The organism is Caldalkalibacillus uzonensis (genome assembly GCF_030814135.1).
GTDB lineage: Bacteria > Bacillota > Bacilli > Caldalkalibacillales > Caldalkalibacillaceae > Caldalkalibacillus > Caldalkalibacillus uzonensis.
The window spans coordinates 1-1095 of sequence record NZ_JAUSUQ010000052.1 but is presented as its reverse complement, the minus strand read 5'-3'; the positions used below and the strand labels follow the sequence as shown (position 1 = coordinate 1095).

At 46.0% G+C, this 1095-nt stretch carries 1 protein-coding gene and 1 pseudogene; both read left to right on the top strand.

Annotated features, from left to right (window positions below):
• Positions 1-232: pseudogene (locus J2S00_RS19850) on the top strand (IS21 family transposase); the annotation flags it as partial.
• Between the two features lie 2 nt (positions 233-234).
• The gene (istB, locus tag J2S00_RS19845) at positions 235-1005 is read left to right on the top strand and encodes an IS21-like element helper ATPase IstB (RefSeq protein WP_307344036.1); all 771 of its coding nucleotides are present in this window, start codon (positions 235-237) and stop codon (positions 1003-1005) included.
• The last annotated feature ends 90 nt before the right edge of the window (positions 1006-1095 follow it).

Sequence of the window (1095 nt, the reverse complement as noted above, 5' to 3'; positions counted from 1 at the left end):
AAAAAATGGTTTCCTTCGGATCTATTATGGTCAACACCTGATTGCTGAACATGTCAAAGCCACGGGAAAACATCAGGTGCTGAAAAACAAAAAACACTTCGAGGGAATGCGCACCGCGGGCACACATAAGGTTCCCCAACCGACTCCCCGCCTGGCCATGCATTCAACACCCGAAGTGGCTGAACGTGATGTGTCGTTCTACGATCAGTTTTCTGAAGGAGAGGTGCAGTGACCATGATCCTTCAGGAACGTCTCCAAAGCGCCTTGGAAGAACTGGGGTGCACACGCATCCCTGAAGTCCTTCATCACTACGCCGAAGAGGCATCTGAAGAAAATATATCGTATCTGGAGTTTTTAGACAAGCTGCTTCAGGAAGAATTAGCGGCCAAACATGACCGTTTTATTAAGATGAAAACGCGGCTGGCTCGCCTCCCCTATCATAAGACACTGGATGAGTTTGACTTTACCTTTCAAACCTCCATCGATGAACGGCGCATCAGAGACCTGGCTACCCTCCAATTTGTGGAGCATCAAGAGAATCTCATTTTTTTGGGTCCTCCTGGTGTAGGCAAAACACACCTGGCTGTGGCCTTGGCCTTGGAAGCCATCGCCCGGCGTTATACAGTCTATTTCACCACGCCTCATGATTTAGTTCAGGATTTGCAAGAAGCCCATCAGACCAACACCATCAAGCGGAAGATGAGAAAGTATATCAAACCCAATATCCTGATCATTGATGAGATTGGGTATCGAAAAATGGAAGACACCGCCGCCCATTTCTTCTCTCAAATTGTTTCAGAACGTTATGAGAAAGGGGCCATCATTCTGACCTCCAACAAATCGTATGGCGCATGGGGAGACATCTTTGGGGATCCTGTGTTGGCCACGGCCATTCTGGACCGGCTCTTACATCATTCCAGTACCATCAATATTAAGGGTGAAAGTTATCGAATCAAGGAAAAGAAGAAGGCTGGATTTTTCAAACAAGATGAAGCTCAGAAATAAATAAACACGTCCCACTGCGGGGCAAATTTCAAACGTTTACTGGGGAATTTTTAGTTGATGATTTTGAGGAATTTAAAAATGATGTTGACA

Coding starts and splice junctions, on each gene's coding strand:
- istB (WP_307344036.1), top strand. CDS start 235: ATGATCCTTCAGGAACGTCTCCAAAGCGCCTTGGAAGAACTGGGGTGC.